18 protein-coding genes are annotated in these 19,889 nt (G+C 59.9%); 13 read left to right on the forward strand and 5 right to left on the reverse strand.

What is annotated here, in order from left to right:
* Nucleotides 1-67: 67 nt before the first annotated feature.
* Nucleotides 68-1,516 carry an ABC transporter substrate-binding protein gene (locus tag NET03_RS00560; protein ID WP_252126940.1) on the reverse strand — a complete coding sequence of 483 codons (1,449 nt, stop codon included), beginning with the start codon at nucleotides 1,514-1,516 and terminating at the stop codon, nucleotides 68-70.
* Between the two features lie 259 nt (nucleotides 1,517-1,775).
* Between NET03_RS00560 and NET03_RS00565 the strand changes: the two genes are divergently transcribed.
* From NET03_RS00565 to pgl, 7 genes are all read left to right on the forward strand, one after another.
* A complete protein-coding gene (locus NET03_RS00565; protein ID WP_252126941.1) occupies nucleotides 1,776-3,755 on the forward strand; it encodes an AMP-binding protein in 1,980 nt (659 codons plus the stop codon).
* Nucleotides 3,752-4,276 carry a nitroreductase family deazaflavin-dependent oxidoreductase gene (locus NET03_RS00570; RefSeq protein ID WP_252126942.1) on the forward strand — a complete coding sequence of 175 codons (525 nt, stop codon included), beginning with the start codon at nucleotides 3,752-3,754 and terminating at the stop codon, nucleotides 4,274-4,276. Before NET03_RS00565 ends, NET03_RS00570 begins: the two co-directional genes overlap by 4 nt.
* Before the next feature lie 105 nt (nucleotides 4,277-4,381).
* Nucleotides 4,382-7,210, forward strand: a complete 2,829-nt coding sequence (locus NET03_RS00575) for a bifunctional transaldolase/phosoglucose isomerase (protein WP_252126943.1) — start codon at nucleotides 4,382-4,384, stop codon at nucleotides 7,208-7,210.
* A 20-nt stretch (nucleotides 7,211-7,230) separates the two neighbouring features.
* Nucleotides 7,231-8,154 carry a phosphogluconate dehydrogenase (NAD(+)-dependent, decarboxylating) gene (gene gnd, locus NET03_RS00580; protein ID WP_252126944.1) on the forward strand — a complete coding sequence of 308 codons (924 nt, stop codon included), beginning with the start codon at nucleotides 7,231-7,233 and terminating at the stop codon, nucleotides 8,152-8,154.
* Entirely contained in the window at nucleotides 8,151-9,695 is a 1,545-nt protein-coding gene (gene zwf, locus NET03_RS00585) for a glucose-6-phosphate dehydrogenase (RefSeq protein WP_252126945.1), read from the forward strand. Before gnd ends, zwf begins: the two co-directional genes overlap by 4 nt.
* A gap of 25 nt (nucleotides 9,696-9,720) precedes the next feature.
* Nucleotides 9,721-10,881 carry a glucose-6-phosphate dehydrogenase assembly protein OpcA gene (locus NET03_RS00590; protein ID WP_252126946.1) on the forward strand — a complete coding sequence of 387 codons (1,161 nt, stop codon included), beginning with the start codon at nucleotides 9,721-9,723 and terminating at the stop codon, nucleotides 10,879-10,881.
* 4 nt (nucleotides 10,882-10,885) lie between these two features.
* Nucleotides 10,886-11,653, forward strand: coding sequence for a 6-phosphogluconolactonase (gene pgl / locus NET03_RS00595; RefSeq protein ID WP_252126947.1), 768 nt, complete (start codon nucleotides 10,886-10,888; stop codon nucleotides 11,651-11,653).
* Nucleotides 11,654-11,665: 12 nt separating this feature from the next.
* On the opposite strand, the gene NET03_RS00600 is transcribed toward pgl, so the two are convergent.
* Entirely contained in the window at nucleotides 11,666-12,853 is a 1,188-nt protein-coding gene (locus NET03_RS00600; RefSeq protein ID WP_252126948.1) for a polyamine ABC transporter substrate-binding protein, read from the reverse strand.
* Nucleotides 12,854-12,967: 114 nt separating this feature from the next.
* Between NET03_RS00600 and NET03_RS00605 the strand changes: the two genes are divergently transcribed.
* The 4 genes from NET03_RS00605 to NET03_RS00620 are packed head-to-tail and all read left to right on the forward strand — an operon-like array spanning nucleotide 12,968 to nucleotide 16,178.
* Nucleotides 12,968-13,378, forward strand: coding sequence for a DUF420 domain-containing protein (locus NET03_RS00605; protein WP_252126949.1), 411 nt, complete (start codon nucleotides 12,968-12,970; stop codon nucleotides 13,376-13,378).
* Between the two features lie 2 nt (nucleotides 13,379-13,380).
* Nucleotides 13,381-14,493 (forward strand): alkaline phosphatase family protein, encoded by a 1,113-nt coding sequence (locus NET03_RS00610; RefSeq protein ID WP_252126950.1) that lies wholly within the window; start codon nucleotides 13,381-13,383, stop codon nucleotides 14,491-14,493.
* Entirely contained in the window at nucleotides 14,490-15,449 is a 960-nt protein-coding gene (locus tag NET03_RS00615; RefSeq protein ID WP_252126951.1) for an ABC transporter ATP-binding protein, read from the forward strand. The genes NET03_RS00610 and NET03_RS00615 overlap by 4 nt, the downstream gene beginning before the upstream one ends.
* 6 nt (nucleotides 15,450-15,455) lie before the next feature.
* Complete coding sequence (locus tag NET03_RS00620; RefSeq protein ID WP_252126952.1) at nucleotides 15,456-16,178, forward strand: ABC transporter permease; 723 nt, start codon at nucleotides 15,456-15,458, stop codon at nucleotides 16,176-16,178.
* A 3-nt stretch (nucleotides 16,179-16,181) separates the two neighbouring features.
* On the opposite strand, the gene tsaA is transcribed toward NET03_RS00620, so the two are convergent.
* The 3 genes from tsaA to NET03_RS00635 are packed head-to-tail and all read right to left on the reverse strand — an operon-like array spanning nucleotide 16,182 to nucleotide 18,725.
* Nucleotides 16,182-16,997: a tRNA (N6-threonylcarbamoyladenosine(37)-N6)-methyltransferase TrmO gene (gene tsaA / locus NET03_RS00625; RefSeq protein WP_252126953.1), complete on the reverse strand. Its 816-nt coding sequence runs from the start codon at nucleotides 16,995-16,997 to the stop codon at nucleotides 16,182-16,184.
* Nucleotides 16,998-17,019: 22 nt separating this feature from the next.
* Nucleotides 17,020-18,486 carry a molybdopterin-dependent oxidoreductase gene (locus NET03_RS00630; RefSeq protein ID WP_252126954.1) on the reverse strand — a complete coding sequence of 489 codons (1,467 nt, stop codon included), beginning with the start codon at nucleotides 18,484-18,486 and terminating at the stop codon, nucleotides 17,020-17,022.
* A 17-nt stretch (nucleotides 18,487-18,503) separates the two neighbouring features.
* Nucleotides 18,504-18,725: a hypothetical protein gene (locus NET03_RS00635; protein ID WP_252126955.1), complete on the reverse strand. Its 222-nt coding sequence runs from the start codon at nucleotides 18,723-18,725 to the stop codon at nucleotides 18,504-18,506.
* A gap of 295 nt (nucleotides 18,726-19,020) precedes the next feature.
* Between NET03_RS00635 and NET03_RS00640 the strand changes: the two genes are divergently transcribed.
* Nucleotides 19,021-19,497, forward strand: coding sequence for a CpXC domain-containing protein (locus NET03_RS00640; RefSeq protein WP_252126956.1), 477 nt, complete (start codon nucleotides 19,021-19,023; stop codon nucleotides 19,495-19,497).
* On the forward strand, nucleotides 19,494-19,877 hold the full coding sequence (locus NET03_RS00645; RefSeq protein WP_252126957.1) for a hypothetical protein: 384 nt from the start codon (nucleotides 19,494-19,496) through the stop codon (nucleotides 19,875-19,877). Before NET03_RS00640 ends, NET03_RS00645 begins: the two co-directional genes overlap by 4 nt.
* Nucleotides 19,878-19,889: the final 12 nt, after the last annotated feature.

Below are 19,889 nucleotides of genomic sequence, written 5' to 3' on the forward strand. Positions count from 1 at the left end.
CACTTACACGGCTGTTAAGCCCAGAAGGCGGGAGGAGTGGTCCTGTGCCACTCCTCCCGCCTCGCGCTCACGCCCCGTAGATCTTTTGGAGCTCGCTGGCACCCCACTGAATCGCCTCTTCAGCGTTCCCTGACTGAATGGCACGCGCGAAGGTGTCGACCACAATGTAGCGGGCGAACGCCTCAGCCGCCTTCTCGTTCCCGAGTCCGGCGTACCCCTTGTTGCGCCCGTACTTGGCTGCCTCGACGTACGGCACGAGCTTCGGATCCGACTTGTAATACGGGTCATTCAAATAGTATGCCGTTGGCGCCACCTGATATCCCTGCTGAATCTCCAACCACTTCCGAAACTGTTCTGGGGCCGTCCACCATTCAAGGAACGCCTTCGCACCGGCAATATTCTTTGAATACTTCAGGATACCCACCGACCAGCTTCCCAGGTTGTTGAAGCGTCCAGCTGGCCCCTTTGGATAGATGTGGTGGACGATATCTTCGGCGATGTCCGGAGCCTGCTTCTTTGCCGCGATGTAAATGCTGCTCCCGTTAAAGGTCCACCCAATCTGTCCGGCTAGGAACGCACGATTGTTCGTCGCATCGTCCCAAGACAGTCCAGTCTCGTCGAACGCCTGCTTCCAGTAACTCAGGAAGAGCTTCATCCCTTCCACGAACTGCGGCTTATTGAAGGCGACGGTCTTGCCATCGGCCTCGACTTCCATCGCCCCGTGCGCCCACATGAAGGCATAGCAGAACGATGGCGGGTCACCGGTCGAGTGCCCGAATGCCTGGCCGAGTGGCATTCCGTTCTTCTTCATCTCCACGCCAATCTTGAAAAGATCTTCCCATGTATCCGGGGGATTATTCGGATCCGGCCACCCAGCCTGCTGCAGCGCACTCTTCCGGAAGACCTGTGCACTGGTCGGCGCACCAATGGGAATGCTCAGCCACTGGTCACCCACGAGAACCGTCTTCTTTACCCAGTCGAAGTAGTCTCCCTCTCCCTTCATCCGCTGCTCAACGATATCCTGCACGTCGACCAGCGCTTCCTTGTACAAGGAGGGCCAGGTATCCCACATGCCGACGATGTCCGGCCCAGCCCCGGCCTGCACTGCTGCGCTAATCTTTGGCTGCAAGTCCGGCCAGTTAATGAAGTCGATCGTCGCCTCGACCCCGGTCTCCTTGCCGAACTCCTGGAGCTGCTGCTTCATCAGATCCTGTGTCTCGGGTACGAAGAACGTCCCAAAGAGGATATTGAGCTTGGTCCCCTTGAGCACCACCGGCGTCGCCGTCGGCGTGGCTGCCGGTGCCGGTGTCGCCGCTGCTGCCGCTGTCGGTGTTGGCTGCTGCGCCGGAGCAGCAGTCGGCGTCGGCTGCGGTGCCGGTGTCGGCGTCGCTTGCTGGCCGCAGGCTGCAAGGAGCCCACCGACGATCGGTGTCGCCATGCCGAGCGCGATCCCTCGCACAAGCGCCCGTCGCGAGAGTTTTCCACCCAGCCACCGACCCTCTGCACTGTTGGTCATTGTTCCGACCTCCTCCTCGTACCACGTCCATCTGGCCTCGAGTCCTGGTGACGGATGCCCTCGTATCCCTCCGCGCCCGAAATACCGGACAATCTTCGGAATAACGTGTACACCCATCTCACCAGAAGCGACTCTGCCGTCAGGCTACGGTATCGCCGTCCCGTCTGTCAAGAGGGCACCCGACGATCAGAAGACTAGTCACATTGGGTAGGAGATCCTACTATGACAATGCCTAATCGATCCGATCGGAGGATGATCGATGACACAGCCTGTATGGTCACCGAGCACCTCGGCGTTCGAGCGAAGCCGTCTTCGCCGCTTCCTGGAGCGCACTAGTTGTCAAACTCTTGCCGAGCTCCGCGCACGTGCAGCCCAAGACCCAGCATGGTATTGGAAGGCCGCGGTGAGCGATCTCGGTATCGCCTGGCAGCGGCCGCCGAGCACAGTGCTCGAGCTCTCGCGTGGTTTGCCCTGGGCGTCCTTTTTCCCAGACGCACAGTACAACCACGTCGCCGATCTGCTCGCCCGTTGGGGCACATCCGATCGCCCCGCCCTCCTTTGGGAGGGAGACGATGGTGCAACAGCTGTCCTCACCTATCGCGATCTCTCATCTCTCGTCCCGCGCGTCGCAGGAGCCTTGGCCGAACTCGGCGTCACAGCCGGTGACCGGGTCGGCATCTTTCTGCCGATGCTCCCAGAGACAGCCCTGGTGACGCTCGCACTCGGCTGGCTTGGCGCGATCGCTGTCCCCATCTTCTCCGGCTTCGGTCCAGAGGCTGTCGCTGCTCGCCTGCAAGACGCTGAGGCCACGCTCTTGGTCACCGCGGACGCATTCTCACGCCGGGGGCAACTCGTTCGACTCAAGGAGATTGCTGACCGCGCTCTGGCCCACTGTCCTACCGTGCGTCGCGTCCTGGTGGTACGGCGCAGTGGCACCGACATCCCCTGGACGTCCAACCGTGATCACTGGTGGCACGAACGGCTCGCCGCGGTGAGCGCTCCGCCATCGGCAACACTGACCGATGCGACAAGTCCGTACATGCTCATCTACACCTCAGGAACGACCGGCCGTCCGAAGGGAACCGTCCATGTTCAAGCCGGCTTCCCAATCAAGGCGGCACATGACCTCGCGTATTGCTTTGACGTTCAGACCGACGATCGGGTTCTTTGGCTCACCGATCTCGGCTGGATGATGGGTCCTTGGCTCATCCAAGGCACGCTGCTCCTTGGGGCAACTGCTGTGCTCTACGAGGGAACCCCCGACTGGCCAACAGCGGACCGCCTCTGGCAACTGGTGGCGCGGCACCGGATCACCGTGCTCGGCCTCACGCCGACGGTCGTGCGCGCGCTCATGGCCCGCAATGCAGCACCCCAGGAGCGGCACGACCTGAGCAGCCTCCGCGCCTTCGGCTCGACCGGCGAGCCGTGGAACCCAACCCCGTGGTGGTGGCTGTTCGAAGCCGTTGGTGCCCGACTGCGCCCCATCATCAACTACTCCGGCGGCACCGAGATCGGAGGTGGAATCGTCGGTTGTACAACGATCGAGCCGCAGGCTCCCTGTGCGTTCACTGGTCCAGTGCCTGGTATGGCTGCCGACGTGGTCGATGAGACCGGTCGATCAGTCCGCGGTCGAGTAGGTGAACTTGTTGTTCGTCAACCCTGGGTCGGCATGACCGCGGGTTTCTGGCGTGATCCAGACCGGTATTTAGCCACCTACTGGTCGCGCTGGCCGCACCTTTGGGTGCACGGCGATTGGGCCCTCGTTGACGATAGCGGCTTCTGGTATATCCTCGGCCGATCCGACGACACACTCAAGATCGCAGGCAAACGAATGGGCCCAGCCGAGGTGGAATCCGTAGCGGTCGCACATCCGGCCGTCCAAGAGGCCGCTGTAATCGGCATCCCGGACCCTGTCAAGGGTGAGACGCTCGTCGTCTTCTGTATTCTCCGGCGTGGCTCCGAGCCGAGCGAACAGCTGGCTCAGGAAATACAGGACCTCATCGCGCGCGAACTTGGGAAGCCGCTGCGACCGCAGCGCGTCCATTTTGTGAGCGATCTCCCTCGCACCCGAAACGCCAAGATCATGCGCCGCGTTGTCCGCGCGGCTTACCTTGGCCTGGATCCTGGCGACCTTTCGGCTCTTGAGAATCCTGCCGCAGTAGAAGAGCTGCTTGCACTTGGATCAGCCGTGCGTGCCCAGACGAAGACTTCTGAGAGTAACGAAAGGAGTACTCAATGACGACTGAGCACCCTCCAACGCTCGTGCGCATTCGTCCGAAAGGATTCCAACGGCTGCTTCTCAAGCTCCCTGTGTACCTCTACCGAGGCCCGCTTGCCTCTCTCCTTGCCTGGCGCTGCGTTGTCCTGCTCACAACGATTGGCCGGAAGACAAATCTCCCTCGGCGTACTGCACTGAGCGCCATGAGAGTGGATGACCGGTTCGTCGTCTTCGCGGGCCTCGCGGGCATTCGCGCAGACTGGTATCGCAACATCCTTGCGAACCCGGAGGTCATCGTGCGCCATGGGCACCGCTGCTGGCGCGCACGAGCCCAAGTCGTCCTAGATCCAGCGCAACGCCGCGCTCTTATGGAGCGGATGGCGACCTACTCTCGCCGCTGCGGCCCACCCCGCCCCACCCGACCGCTTCTACGGCTTCTTCGGATCTTTGACTATGACGCTGAGATCGCCTTCGCGCTCGCGCATGCCGAAGAACTCCCTGTCATTGAGATTGTCCCGCACACCGCTCTTCCTCGCTGTTGATGCCGACGGAGGTCACCGAGCCCGGTGCGATAAGATTGAGAGCCGGTTCCGTCTTGGCCGACCGGCTCATCCGTTCGGGATGACCCGCTTCCGGAGGGTATCGAGATGACCAATCCGCTCCGCCAACTCGCAGCATATGGACAGAGCTTCTGGCTCGACTTTCTGAGCCGTCCTTTGATCACCTCAGGGGAACTCGCACGTCTCATTGAAGATGATGGTCTTCGCGGCGTGACCTCAAACCCTACTATCTTCGACAAGGGGATCAGCAGCACCGATGAATACGATGAGGAGATTGCGGAGCTGGCTGCGCGCGGGCTCTCCGACGAAACGATCTTCGAGGAACTCGCCGTCCACGATGTCCAGAAGGCCTGTGATCTGCTCTTCCTCATCTACGAGGCATCCGAGGGACAAGACGGCTTCGTCTCGCTCGAACTTTCCCCTGCACTCGCTGACGATACCGAACGCACGATTGCTGAAGCACGGCGACTCTTCGCGAAGATTGATCGTCCCAACGCTATGATCAAGGTGCCGGGTACACCGGCTGGAATCCCGGCGATCGAGCAACTGATCGCTGACGGCGTTAACGTGAACGTCACCCTCCTCTTCTCACTACAGAACTATGAGCAGGTGATGGAAGCATATCTCCGCGGTATCGAGCGCCGGATCGCCGCAGGTCTCACCGTTAACCGTATCGCTTCTGTGGCGAGTTTCTTCGTCTCCCGTGTCGACACTGAGATCGACCGGCGTCTCGACGCGCTTCTTGCTCGCACGGAGGACGCAGCGCAGCGCGCCCTTATTGAGTCCCTCAAAGGGAAGGCCGCCATTGCCAACGCCAAGCTTGCCTACCAGCGCTTCAAGCGAATCTTTCTCGAGGGCGAACGGTTCGCTCAACTACGCCACCAGGGTGCGCGAATTCAGCGTCCGCTCTGGGCAAGCACAAGCACGAAGAACCCTGCCTATAGCGACGTCATGTACGTTGAACACCTCATCGGCCCCTATACCGTGCAGACAATGGCTCCAGTCACGGTGGAGGCCTATCGCGACCATGGCCAGCCTCGCCCGAACACAGTGGAAGAAGGCATCCACGAGGCCGAACGCGTCTTGCAGCAACTTGCCGAACTCGGTATTTCCTATGAAGAAGTGACAACCCAACTCCAGCGCGAAGGGGTGCGCCTCTTCCAAGAATCCTACGACAGCGTGCTACGCCGCATCGCTGATCGGCGACGCAGTCTGATTGCGTTGAGCGAGCGCCGCGGAAGTTCGGTCGGCGTCTACGCCCCAGATATCGACCGGACCATCGCCCAACTCCTCGCCGCTGACGCGGTCGAGCGCGTCTGGCGACGCGACGCGCGACTGTGGACTGACGATCCTGATCGACAACGGGCGATCGAGCAGCGACTCGGCTGGCTGACAGTCCACGAACAAATGCGTGAACATCTTCCAGACCTCATTGCCCTGCGCGAAGAAGTGCGTGCGCGCAAGTTCTCGCACGCACTCCTACTCGGCATGGGTGGGAGCAGTCTTGCGCCAGAGGTCTTCCAACGGGTGCTCGGCAACGACATGGAGCATCCCGAACTGCTTGTTTTCGACACAACCAATCCGGACACGATCAAGCGTTATCGTACCCAGCTCGATCTGGCTCGCACTCTTATCATCGTGAGTTCGAAGTCCGGCACCACGATCGAGACAAGTAGTTTGGCAGCGTACTGGTTCAGTGAACTCGAACAGGAACTCGGTGACCGCGCTGGGCAACATGTCATCGTCATCACCGACCCTGGCACGCCGCTCGAGGCCTGGGGGCGTAGCCACAATGTCTGTCGGATCTTCTTGAACCCTCCAAACATTGGTGGCCGTTATAGCGCACTGTCCTTCTTCGGGCTCGTTCCCGCAGCGGTCATCGGCCTTCCCATCGAGGCACTGTTGGACCGTCTGCCACCGATGGCCGAGCGCCTGAAACGCTCAAACGTCGAGAATCCCGGCTTGTGGCTCGGCGCCGCACTTGCGACGCTGGCCCAGCTCGGGCGGGACAAGGTGACGTTCCTGCTTGAGCCCGCCGTCGCGCCTTTCGGCGACTGGCTCGAACAGCTTCTGGCCGAGAGCACTGGCAAGCAGGGAACCGGACTTGTCCCGATCGTGCATGAGCCGCACCTGGCTCCCGAACACTATGGCACTGATCGTGTATTCATCGGGATCGATCTTGCTCTTCAGCCATACCAGCCGATTGAGGCGCTGCTCAAGGCTACTGAAACCCTTGGCCATCCCGTCTTGCGAACACAACTCTGGAACCTCTGGGAACTCGGCGCAGAAATGCTGCGCTGGGAATTCGCGACGGCAATCGCGGGTCGAGCACTCGGGATCGACCCCTTCGACGAACCAGATGTTCGCGCCAGTAAGGACCGCACGGCCGCGCTCCTAGACGGATATCGCCGCACAGGTGAGCTCGTTCGGCCACCGGTTTCGCTTGTCGATGGGCCTCTTGCTGTCGCTGGCACCAGTGCCTCCGATCTCCGCGCCGCACTCGTCGGGCTTTGCACCCACATCACGAGCTCGAGCTATCTCGCAGTGCTTGCCTTCGTCGACCCGACACCGGACGTTCTCGAGCGCTTGCACGCCATTCGGCAGCTTTTGGCCGAACGATTCCGGGTCGCCACGACGCTTGGTATTGGCCCACGCTACTTGCATTCGATCGGCCAACTGTACAAGGGCGGACCGGAGACAGGCATCTTCTTGCAGCTGGTTGCGGAACCAGCCACTGACGTGCCGATTCCGGGCCAGCCGTACAGTTTCCGCACGCTCTTCTTGGCGCAAGCCGACGGCGACTTCGAGGCATTGCTGGCGCGTCGGCGTCCCGTGCTCCAGATCACGCTGCGCGGAGAGACCGTGGCAGCCCTGGAGCGACTCGAACAGGAACTTGTCGTCACTGCTCCGCACTAGTGAAAACGGAGGAGCGCACGATGGAACTCGCAATTGTTGGCCTGGGTCGAATGGGCAGCAACATGGCCCGACGCTTGCTGCGTGGGGGCCATCGTGTCGTCGTCCACAACCGCAGCCCGGAACCGATCCAGATACTCGAGCGTGAAGGAGCTGTTGGCGCCTACTCGCCGGAGGACACGCTTCGGACCCTCACTCCCCCGCGTGTTATCTGGCTCATGCTTCCCGCCGGAGAGGTAACGGAGCGGATGCTCCAGCATTTCGCCGAACTCTTGGAACCGAGCGACATTCTTGTCGACGGTGGAAATGCGTATTGGAAAGACTCTGTCCGGCGAGCGCAGTTTCTCCAAGATCGTGGTATCCGCTTCCTTGACGTGGGAACGAGTGGAGGCATTTGGGGCCTGGAGTACGGCTATTGCCTGATGGTTGGCGGAGACGAGTCAGCCTTTCGCCACCTTGAGCCGGCGCTGGCGACGCTCGCTCCGGAGAACGGTTACCGGTACCTGGGGCCCGCTGGCGCCGGGCACTTCGCCAAGATGGTCCATAATGGTATCGAGTACGGACTCATGCAAGCCTATGCCGAGGGATTTGAGATTCTCGAGCGTTCGCCGTACCGCTATGACTTGGCCGACCTCGCTGCCCTCTGGAATCGGGGAAGCGTCATTCGCTCTTGGCTCCTGGAGTTGGCCGAGCGCGCGTTCCGGAATGACCCGCGGCTCTCCGCAATCCGCGGGTACGTCGAAGATTCCGGCGAGGGTCGCTGGACGGTTTTGACTGCCATTGAGGAAGACGTACCGGCACCAGTGATCACTCTCTCACTACAGATGCGCTTCCGATCACGCCAAGAAGATTCGTTCGCTGCCAAAGTCGTCGCGGCACTCCGCCGCGAATTCGGAGGGCACGCTGTCAAGACCGCTGAGCAAGAAACGACTGGAGCGAGCCCATGACTGTGACGACGCTGCAAAATCCGCTCCGTGAGGGACTTCGTTTCGAACGACTGCCCGACCCGTGCGTCATGGTCATCTTCGGTGCCTCAGGTGACCTTACTCGTCGGAAATTGATCCCGGCACTCTACAATCTGGCTTATGATGGCCTCCTCCCTCCGGGGTTCAGCATTGTCGGTTATGCCCGTCGACCGCTCACCGACGACGAGTTTCGACAGGAAATGCGCGCGGCGGTTGAGCGGTTCTCTCGTCGACAACCGATTGATCCGGATGTTTGGGAGACGTTTGCCCAAGGCCTGTTCTATTTCGCGGCCGATTTCACTGACGCCTCGGTCTACCCGAAATTGGGAGAGGTGCTCGAGCGGATCGATCGGGAGCGTGCGACTGCCGGGAACCGCATTTTCTATCTGGCAACACCACCCGATGCCTATGAGACAATCACCCAATTTCTTGGGGAAAGCGGGTTGGCTCAACCAACCCAGCCAGGGAGCTGGGTTCGGTTGATCGTCGAAAAGCCCTTCGGACATGACCTCGAGAGCGCTATCACGCTCAATAACCATCTTCTCCGGTACTTCCGCGAGGAGCAGATTTACCGGATTGACCATTATTTGGGCAAGGAAACCGTCCAAAATATCCTCGCACTCCGCTTCGCCAACGGCATCTTTGAGCCGATCTGGAATCGCAATTACATTGACCATGTCCAGATCACGGTTGCAGAGACGATCGGCATCGAAGGACGCGGCGGCTACTACGACCGCGCCGGGGCGCTGCGCGACATGGTCCAGAACCATATGCTCCAACTTCTGAGTGTGATCGCGATGGAACCCCCAATTGCCTTTGAGGCCGATCCTGTGCGTGACGAGAAAGTGAAGGCACTACGCGCTCTCCGACCGCTCCGTCCCGAGGATGTCAACGAGCTCACCGTTCGCGGGCAGTACGGCCCAGGCTTTATCGGCGGCCGACCAGTTCCCGGGTACCGCGAGGAACCACGCGTCGCTCCGAACTCCCTTACCGAGACGTATGTCGCATTGAAACTCTTCATCGACAACTGGCGTTGGGCTGATGTGCCCTTCTACCTGCGGACCGGTAAGCGTCTTCCGCGGCGCGTTACCGAGATCGCCATCCAGTTCAAGCGGGTCCCGCACCCACTCTTCAAGGGGATGGCCACAGCCGGCGTCGAGCCCAACTGGCTCGTCATCCGGATTCAGCCAGATGAAGGCATTTCGCTCAATATCGCTGCAAAGGTGCCAGGGCCGCGCATTCGCCTACGCACTGTGACAATGGGTTTCCTGTATGGAACCTCGTTCCTGGTACAGTCTCCCGACGCCTACGAGCGCCTCCTGCTCGATTGCATGCTTGGTGATTCAACACTCTTTACCCGCCGCGATGAAACGGAAGCGGCGTGGGTTCCAATAACCCAGATCCTCCGCGGCTGGGCCGAATCACCACCGCCGGAGTTTCCGAACTATGACGCCGGAACATGGGGACCACCAGAGGCAGAGCAGTTCATCGCACGCGACGGACGACGATGGCGCCGCCCCTGAACCCGATTCGGACGGGAGGCATCCCATGCGCTCCACGCCACCAGCGCTCCCTTTTGACATCGAGGCAATCGAACGCGAGCTCGCGCGTCTTTGGCAGTCCGCCCCGATGGCCGATCGCCGCAACGAACTGGCCCTCAGCCGGACGAGTGTGCTCACGCTGTTCGTCTATGCGCCGGACACTTCTCGGGCTGACACCGCCCGTGACCTGATTAGTCGGCTCTCCATGCATCATCCTTCCCGTGTGGTGCTTCTTGTCGCAAGTGGGCAGGAGCCACTGGAAGAGCCACAAATTAGTATCCAATGTAATCTCGGAATCGCTGAGCGGTATGCCCCCTGTTACGAGCAGATCACGATAACTCTCCCGAGTGATGGGATGGAGCTCCTTCCAAGTCTCCTGATCCCTCTTGCGCTTCCCGATCTTCCGGCTTTCCTCTGGTGGTTGGGGCCCTTGCCATGCCATGATCGGCGCTTCGTCGCTGTCGCACGTGCCGTCGATCGCCTCATCTTCGACTCGCTCGAAAGCTCTCATCCGATCGCTGATGTCATCGCAACGCGGCGTCTTGTCCAGCAGGTGGCACGCAGCACGGCGGTCTCTGACCTCAACTGGGGACGCCTCGGCCCGTGGCAGGAGACGACGGCACGGATGTTCGAGATTCCGCACTGCCGCTGGGCCCTTGAGGCTATCACGCGTGTGGACCTCCGCTACGGATATGCCCGCCAGCGATTAACACCCAACCCTACACAAGCGCTTCTCTACCTCGGCTGGATGGCGAACCGTCTCGGTTGGCGTCTTGCGTCTTTCGAGGTGGATGGCAACAGTTGGCACCTGGATCTCACCGCCCCTGGAAACCGGCGCCTCAGCTGGACGATCGCAGCCCAGCCAGGCGAGGAACTCTTTCATGGACAACTGGTACATGTCAGCTTCGTCGCTGAGCATAACCACGAGACTGCCTCCTTCTCCATCGACCTGAGCGGACACGATCGCGCCACTTTGCGCCTACGCGTTCACGACCCGAATCACTGTGTCTTGGAACATGCCTTCCACCACCATCTCCTCGACCTCCAGCGTCTCCTCATCAACGAACTGCAAGAGGTTACTCCCGACTGGTTGTACGAGCATGCCCTCGACGAGGCGACGGCAATCGCAGTCGAGTATCGCAAGCTGGAACGGCAGAAGGAGCACTAACGATATGAGCTGCCGTCTCGAAGTTCTCCGCGATGAACGGCTGGCCGCGGGACGCGCTGCCCACATCCTCACCGAGACCTTAGCGGCAGCAATCCAAAAGCGAGGGTGGGCAAGTATCGCGCTCGCTGGTGGTCGTACCCCCCGACTGCTCTACGAACTCCTGGCACAACCTCCCTTTCGCGACGCAGTAGCCTGGGAGCAGATCGAGTGGTTCTGGGGCGACGAACGAATGGTTCCCCCCGACCATGACGAGAGCAACTACCGAATGGCAGCTGAGATTCTCCTCACAGTTCTCGCAATTCCGGCAGACCGCATTCATCGTGTTCCAACAGAACTGGGACCAGAACAGGCTGCGTTGGCCTATGAAGCAACCATGCGCGCCGCCTTTGGCGTGTCAGAGGATGAGGTGCCCCGCTTCGACCTCATTCTTCTTGGTATGGGTCAAGACGGCCATATTGCCTCGCTCTTTCCCCATACGCCCGCCTTAGAGGAAACAAGGCGCCTTGTTGTCGCAAATCCGGTGCCGGCACTCTCCTCGACGCGCATTACGATCACACCGGTGGTGCTGCAGGCTGCTCGTGCAGTGCTGGTTCTTGTGACCGGATCGGAGAAGGCCCAAGCGGTCCGGCGCGCTCTCGAGGAGCGGCTCGCCCCTGTGGACATCCCCGCACACCTCCTGGCGACGGTGCCTGGGGAAGTTACCTGGATTCTCGATCAAGCAGCTGCGAGCCAGCTTCACGTCGAACCAGGGCCGTGCCCAAAGCGCCAGTAAGACAGAGACGTCCTAGCCTGCTCGCAGCTCTGTCCAAAGACGGTCATACTTGACATAGTCTGGTCCAAGGTCTCGCAACCACTGCAGTCGCTTCCAGGTCTCTCCATCCAGGTATATGGACGGATCGTTGACTACATCGGGATCCAAGAGACCACGTTCACGCGCCGAGCGATTCGGGCTCGCATAGCCCACATAGGCTGCGTTGCGTGCAGCAATTTCCGGCCAGCATAGGAAATCGATAAAGACCATCGCTGTATACCGGTTCGGTGCATTTTTCACCACACAGAGATTGTCCTGCCAAACGGCACACCCTTCTTTAGGAATGACATACCGGATTGTTGGGCGTTCACGTTTGGCCAGGATCGCCTGTCCCGTCCAACAGTGAGCAATGACTGCTTCACCTGCCACAAGCAGCTGCGCATTGTTTTCGCTCGTATAGGTCAAAACATACGGTTTTTGGGCTTTCAGGACCTCAAGCGCACGAGCCAGCGCTGCATCACTCGTCTCATTCAGCGGGTAGCCGAGCCACAGCAGGGCGGCTGCAATTGTCTCGCGATAGTACCCGTGCATAACAACTTTCCCCCGTGCAGCCTCTGGTGGATTGAAGAGCGATCCCCAGCTCTCAAGCCCTTCACCAAGAACCGCAGTATCATATGCGTATCCGGAAGTACCCCAAAAATAGGGAACACTGTACTGGTTACCAGGATCATATGGCCCATTCAGGTTATTCGGATCAAGGTGCTCGAGAGCACGGACAACTGATCGGTCAAGTGGCTCGAGGAGGCCAAGACCAATCAGGATTTGGACTGCGTAGTCGGTTGGAACCACCACATCGTACGACATACCGCCCTGCTGGAGCTTCGCAATGGCCTGCTCGTTTGTCTCATAGGTGTCAATCGTGACCTGAACACCAGTTAACCGTTCGAAGTCTGCAACCACTTCGGGGTCGATATAGTCACCCCAGTTGAAGACGAAGAGTTCTTTCCCCAGTGAAGATCGATCGACATAGTCGGGCAACTGAAGACGCGCACTGGAAACAACGGTTGGTGTCTCAACCGGCTTCGCTGACGTCGTCGTTGCCGTGGTTCCTGGTGTTGTCTCCTGCCCTGCCCGCGAACAGGCCAGGAGAGAGCTCACCAGCGGCGTTCCCAGAATCGTCCGCAACCACGATCGCCGGGTGAATCGACGTTGCCCCGCCATATATCCCCCAAGTTCGTTTCCAAACAGAGATTTCCCGACCTACCAGCAGCAGCCACGCCGGTATCATTCCAGCAGTATAAGAAGTGGGCGCGTTCGACTGAAGGGAACTCGTCAGTGGAAACATGGCTGCCTTTTGTCAATACCGCGTTGATCGCTGTGAGTGGACTTAGCGCCCTGATCGGTTTCATCGCTGTTCGTTCGCAGCGTATTTCTCTTCATCACAATGCGATGCTGACGGCAGCTGTCTTCGCCGCGCTCTTCCTCGTGGTCTACGTCCTTCGGTATTTCCTCCTTGGAACCAAACTCTATACAGGTGAAGGCTGGGTGCGCATCGTGTACTTCACGGTGCTTATCTCTCACACGATCCTGGCCATTGCGCTTGGACCACTCGTCCTGATTACGCTGTCGCGAGCGCTTCGCCGGGAGTTTCGACGTCACCGCGCCATTGCCCGGATTACGCTTCCCGTGTGGTTTTACGTCGTTGTGACCGGCTGGATTATCTACGTCATGCTCTACGGACTATGACGATGACCTTCCGCCCAACTATCGTCATCGTTTTGGATGGCCTTGACCCGATGTACCTCGAGAGCACGGAGACGCCGAACCTGGAGGCGCTCGCCACCTACGGCTCCTTCCGCTTGGTCCAAGCTGTCATTCCCACTGTGACGAACGTGAACCACGCCGCGATCATCACCGGCTCTTTCCCGGAACGAACGAGGATTGTCAGCAATTTTCGTTTCGATCCCAAAACCCGTCAGGGTACCTTCATCGAGACAGCGGAGTTCCTCGCTGCGCCGACGATCCTGGAACGCGTAGCCCAGGCTGGCGGAAGGACTGTACTCATCACCTCGAAACGAAAACTTCTCCACTTCTTGGGACGCGGCGTGCACACGGCAGTCACCGCCGAGCAACCGCCGGATGACCTCGTAGCGGCACTTGGAACTCCACCACAGATTTACTCAGAGACCGTTGACGATTGGACATTACAGGCACTGCTGTACATCGTGGAGCACTTCCATCCGGACCTGGTTTACTGCACCACAACCGATTACGCCCTACATCGCTGGCCACCCGGAACTCCAGAAGCCCGGCATTACCTGACCCAGATCGACCGAAGGATCGGCGAACTCCTCCAGCGTGTTCCCGACCACCGTATTGTCGTGACTGCGGATCATGGCATGCGTGCCAAACGGCGTGCAATCGACCTCGCAGCAGCGTTGGCGCACTATGGAATCGAGGCGACATTTGTACCCCCGATCCGCGACCGCTATGTCGTCCATCATCAGAACATGGGCGGTGCGGGGTACGTGTTCGTCCATCGCGGCTCCGTTGAACAAGCACGCGACATTCTCGCCGGACTGCCCGGCATTGAGGCTGTTTACGACTCTGGACAGGCTGCTGACTTGTTCCACCTGCCGATCAGCGATATTGGTGACCTCTTTGTGCTCGGCGACGAGCACACTGTCTTTGCTCCCTCAGGAACATTACCGACCATCGCGACTGAAATCGACCTCCGGAGCCATGGCAGCCGGCACGAAGCCATTGTTCCACTTTGGGGCCTTGGGACCGACGTGTCGACTGCTTCTTGGAATATCGACGTTCCACGTCTTCTCGGTCTAGCGTCGGAGGGACGAGCGTGACTGTCCCGAACACCGTTCCCACAGCTCTTGCGCCTGAGCCTGTCGACCATGCGATCGTTGTCGAGAATCTTGTCAAACGATACAGTGGCCGGCCGGTGGTCGACGGACTGAGCTTCACCATTCGCCGCGGAGAACTCTTTGCACTCCTGGGACCCAATGGGGCAGGCAAAACCACAACGATTGAAATCCTGGAAGGTTATCGGAGGCCGGATAGCGGTACTGTCCGCGTGCTTGGGCTTGACCCCTGGCACAACAGTGATGCCTTGAAGCCACGGATCGGGGTTATGCTGCAAAGCGGCGGTATCTATCCAGCAGCAACCCCGCACGAAATGCTCCAACTCTTCGCCAGCTTCTATCCCGATCCGCAGGATCCACAAGAACTTCTCCACCTCGTCGGCCTTGAGGAGGTAAGTCACATTCGATACCGGTACCTTTCTGGCGGTCAGCAACGGCGTCTCGCACTCGCGCTCGCGCTCGTGGGCAAGCCAGAGCTCCTTTTCCTCGACGAACCGACCACCGGTATGGATCCGCAGGCTCGACGACTCACTTGGTCGCTGATCGAGGACTTCAAACGGCGCGGTATTACTATCTTGTTGACCACGCATTTCCTCGAGGAAGCAGAGCGCCTTGCCGACCGTGTCGCGATTATCGATCACGGCCATCTCATCGCCCTTGCGACTCCGCGAGAACTCATGCAGTACGAAGCTGAGCACGTGACAGTGACCGCAATCCGCGATCTCGACGTGACGGCGCTTACCCGTCTCCCGAGCGTCCAGGCCGTGCGATCACTCGGTGAGGGTCGCTATGCTCTCGAAACGGGACGGCCAATGGAACTCCTGGTCGAACTGACGCGGTGGGCGTATGAGCACGGCATTCTTCTCACCGAACTCCGCGTTGGCTACCAGTCGCTTGAAGAGGTCTTCCTGCGGCTCACCGGAAACGAGATCAGGGAGTAACTCCCAATGCGTGCATTGATCGCACAAACCGGCATGGAACTGCGTCTCACATTGCGCAGCGGAGAAGGGCTACTGGTCACACTGGTCATTCCACCAGCGCTGCTCGTATTCTTCGCCGCGCTGAGGATCGCACCGTCCGGTTACGACCGCCCGATTGACTTCCTTTTGCCGAGTATGCTTGCACTTGCTGTCATGTCAATTGGCCTCGTCAGTCTGGGAATCCGTACGGCCTACGAACGGCACTACGGTGTCCTCAAGCGCCTTGGAGCGACACCGCTTGGACGCGGTCGCCTGCTCGGGGCCAAGATTCTCGCCGTTCTCACTATCGAAGTGGTGCAAGCACTCATTCTCGTACTTGTTGGCGTGAGCTTCGGCTGGCGACCAAGCGGATCCATCGTCCTCGCCTTTCTCACCATGCTGATGGGCACAGCGACCTTCGCCAGTCTCGGTCTCTTCATCGCTGGCACCTTTCGCGCGGAGACGACGCTTGCGCTGGCGAACGGCCTCTATCTCCTCCTCATTCTCCTTGGCGGCATCGCCTGGCCTGTAGAACGGTTGCCCGGCCCTCTCGCAATCATTGGCCTCGCGCTTCCGTCCAACGCATTGGCCAGCGCGCTCCGCCAGACGCTCGCTCCCTCGCCCGGATGGCCGGTCGCACAACTTGGAGCACTCCTCCTGTGGACGCTTCTCATTCTCGCCCTGGCCCGGCGAACATTCCGGTGGGAGTAAGCATCATTGCAGCAGTTCAAAAAGATCCTCCAATGGCAACGTCCGAAGTTTTGTGAACTCGGTACTCGGTAAGGCGCGGGGAACCACGACCAGTGTTCGTTCTCGCCAATGGAACGCGATGGCCTCTTCGCCACTCACCAGCAACCGGCCACTGGCGAAGGTCGCTCCGGTGAGCGCCTGCAGCACGTCCGCCAGATGGCAGAGTTCGGGACGAACGCTGACCGTCACCGCGAGTTCGGCGTCCTTTGGCCGGACCTGCCAGGAAACACTCACATACTGGATCAAACGTGCCCCCGTCACGACCCAGGGGCACAGCTCCCCGTGAAAGTTCATCGCCTCAAGCTCGTATTCGGCGAGCCGTTCGGCGCTCGCCAGGTCAATCAAATACCGATCGCGTGAACTCCGTGCAGAAAAGATGCAGTCCCAGCTTGGCGAGTAGCGCTTCAGATCGACAACCAACGTACCGTCAATGAAGTCAAGCGGAGCCACACGCAATCGGGTCCCTTCAACCGCCAGCAGGCGGGTCGCTGTCAGCGCAATCGGGTTGGGGCGCGCGACTGAACGCAGTCCAAAGACACCTCGGCGACGGCGGGGCGGCTCGTACTCGGGGCGCACCAGTTGCAGTCGCTCACGATCAGCATCAACGAACCAGCCTAGAACCCAGATATGGCTGTTCTCCTCAATGCGCAAAAGACCATCAGCAAATTCCGGATACACCTCGATCTCCGCTTGAACCCCACCGGGCGGCATCAACCGGCGATCGGCCACCGGAGAATGCACGACCCCGATAGGGACCACTTCAAACGTCTCGAGACTCACCTCGCCTGCCCCCGTTTCTCCCTCATGCGGCTGCTCGGACTTCGACGGTGATTCGGTGGAATCCAGTCGCCCCCTCGGGCAAAGGCGGTCGCTCCTGCTCTTCTTGTAGCGCTCCCGTTCCGTCCCAGGCGCGCACCACCAGCCGATACCGTCCTGGCACGGTCGGGCGCCACATCGTCCACCAACGCACCCAGCTGAAGCGAGAAAGTGGGGCCTCACGCTCGACGTCCTGCCACGTCGTCCCACCGTCCGTGGAAAGTTCGACGCGGGCGATTCCCCGATCTCCCGCAAAAGCGATGCCTCCAACGAACACATCCTGGCCAATGGGCAGGACGCTTCCGCCACGTGGCACGTCGATCCGTGAATGGATTTGCACAACAGCTGTATCGCTCCACCCGCGTTGCTGCCAGAACCCAAAGTAGTCAGTATCGGAAAGCTCGATCTCTGTAATCCATTTGACGTTCTTCATGCCATAGATTCCTGGCACGACCAAGCGGAGAGGGAAACCGTGCTCAGGAGGAAGTGTTTGGCCATTCAGTCCGTACGCTAAGAGAACCGACGGCTGCAGCGCCAACGACAACGGAATCGAGTCGCTGTACCCATCAGCGGCCCGCAGGATCACCTCAACAACCGGATGCTGCGGCTCGGCTTCGAGCAACAGGTCGCGGAGCGGCACGCCGATCCATTCCCCGGTACTGATGTACGGTCCCCACACGTCGTTGCTGATGCACTCCAGCGTTGAGATCATCCGTGTGCTCGGTCGAGTCCGGATCGTCGCCAGATCGAGTTCGAGCGCCCGTGTTACCCGACCGTGGATGCGCAGACGCCACGTCCCGCCATCGACCATGGGATCGGATAGGTTCTTCGACACAACATAGAAATCACCGACCGGCGTCAAAGCAGGTGGCAGCCCACGCGCATCGACCGTCCCCCGTGGGCGAGAGCGCACCTGTAATGCACTCAACAGTCGACCAGCAGCTCCCAGCGAAAGTAAAAGCCCACCCGCGACGAGAACACGAAGGAGTTGCCGACGCTGCAGCGACAGCGGAGCGTCATTATCAGCGGTGAACGCTGCTAATCCCCCGACCAAGACCAAAGTGAGCCCTGCCGCAACGAGCCCACTCACGAAAAGAGAACCGCCCCTGCCAAGCGCCACAATGAAGGTACCGAGAGCGGTGCCCGCCGCGAGGAGACTGAGAGACCAGCGACGCGACCGCGGCCAGCGAACAAGGAGAACGGCGAAACCACCAGTCGTAAGAGCCAAGACCACGAGGATAAGAAGCAAAGCAAGCGGTTTCGCACTCGCCTCGGCAACACCGAGGATCCATCCAAATGTTTCCACCGGGATCAAGCGCGTGCTCAGCTCCAAAAATCCATGCAGAAACGTCCCCACACCGAAAATGACCTCCAGGACAAGCTGTACGACACCCCAAATCAGACCGATTGTGGCTCCGGTCCAGAACGCCGCCAAGAGTTTGCGCCTTTCCATTCCCTGGACTCCGTTCACTACTCCTCGGCTTGGCCAAGCAGCGTCTCTACGTCGAGCGTCTCGAGCCGCTGACGCGCCTGCTCGATACCGTCGCGTTCCGCAACCACAAAAACGGTTCCTACTCGCACCAGCAAGCCGGGATAGTCTGGATGCACAAGAAACACGAGTGCACTCGTGCGTCGTACGACTCGGAACCCTACTCGTTCGAGCTCTGCGACGGCTGCTTCCTGGTCGGACACCGCAACCCCCGTGGCTACAGCAAGTCTATCTCTTTCACCTTCCTACCCTCTCTATCCGACAACGAGGCTTGTATACGTTTTGATGGCTTGGGTGAGTTCCCACCGGCTTGTTGATTTGTCTCTCAGGCCTGCTGACTTCATCCCCTTTGTGCCCCTCGTGGCCATAAGCGCTTACCTCACCCTCGAGAAAGCGTGGCGGATCGCGATCGGAAGTGCGTCATCACACCTCCGAAGGCTTTCAGTACAATCCGGGAGTGGGAAGCCACAGGACGCCATCACACGAAGGGCAGCACCAATGGCGGAGACTACCGAGCAGGCAAGTGTAGCTCCTGATCTTCCGACCGAATTCACCGAGATTGAGATGCGTTGTCCACCGTGCAACGCTGTCTGGTCAGCGCCTGTCGCTCGTCGAGTTAATGTCCGTACCCACCCGGATGCACGACTTGGCATCCTGCTCAAGACGATCCATTGGACACGCTGCCCAGTGTGTAAGCAGCAGCGACCAATCGATGCGATTTTCGAATACTTCGATCCAGACAAACGACTGCTCGTGCAGGTTCGACCAGAGTGGGAATATCACGCTGGTGGTGGAGAAGACTGGTATTGGACGCGTTATGAGGACCTCGTACTCAAATACCAGGACGTCGACATCAGGGTTGACGTGGTATTTGGTCTCGATCAGCTCATCGAGAAATTTCTCGGTGGTGAAGACGCTGTCCGCCGCGCCCGTGAGGAGTGGGAGACCCGACAGCGGAAAGAGAGGAGTCCATGACGCGACTACTCCCTGTCCCGCTCACCGAAGTGCCCGATCGTCCAGAACTCGCCCTCCCGGCAAGCACACCGACACCCCTCCGCTGGCTGCTCGCACGTTCAATTGAGACGGCACTGCCAGTTGTCGGGGAATTCCTCCGGCAGCGTCTGTCATCGCCACGAGAGGAAGCGCCTCCTGCGCTACCTGGGATCGTCCTTGTTGAGTCAGTGTCTCTTCGGCTCCTGAAACGTGCGGATGGCACTCGTGAATGGCAACTTGAGCACGTGACAATTGAAACGCCCCGGCGCTCGTGGCATCCGGGGCGTTGGGTCATGTTGCTCTCGCTTCTTGCGGGCGCCGCGCTGGCCGTATCCCGCGTTGGCCGGACGATCCGCCGCTAACGGATCTTGCAG

The organism is Thermomicrobium sp. CFH 73360 (assembly GCF_023806465.1).
In the GTDB taxonomy this organism is placed as follows: domain Bacteria; phylum Chloroflexota; class Chloroflexia; order Thermomicrobiales; family Thermomicrobiaceae; genus Thermomicrobium.